General features: G+C 69.3%; 1 protein-coding gene. It reads right to left on the bottom strand.

Features of this window, described 5'->3' with window-relative positions; all coding sequences use genetic code 11:
• Nucleotides 1-228 (bottom strand): chloride channel protein (locus tag SB717_RS40125; RefSeq protein WP_410908967.1); only part of this gene is annotated, 228 nt, incomplete at both ends.

Raw genomic sequence — 228 nt, forward strand, 5'->3', positions numbered from 1 at the left:
CGTGAGGGGCATGACGATGAGAATGCCCCAGGATGCCGGCCGGTGCGCCTGCGCGAACTGGGCGAGCCGCACGAACCCGATGGCCGCGAACCCCATGATCGGCCCCACGATGATGGACCAGACCACCATCGACGGCGACAGCGTGAACTGCGGCAACGAGTACAGCGGGGTCGCGGGCACGACTAGGTGCCCGACCAGGGTCGCGGTCGCTGACGTCGCCAACGCCGG

It is taken from the genome of Priestia sp. SIMBA_032, from assembly GCF_046535215.1.
Lineage (GTDB): Bacteria > Bacillota > Bacilli > Bacillales > Bacillaceae_H > Priestia > Priestia aryabhattai.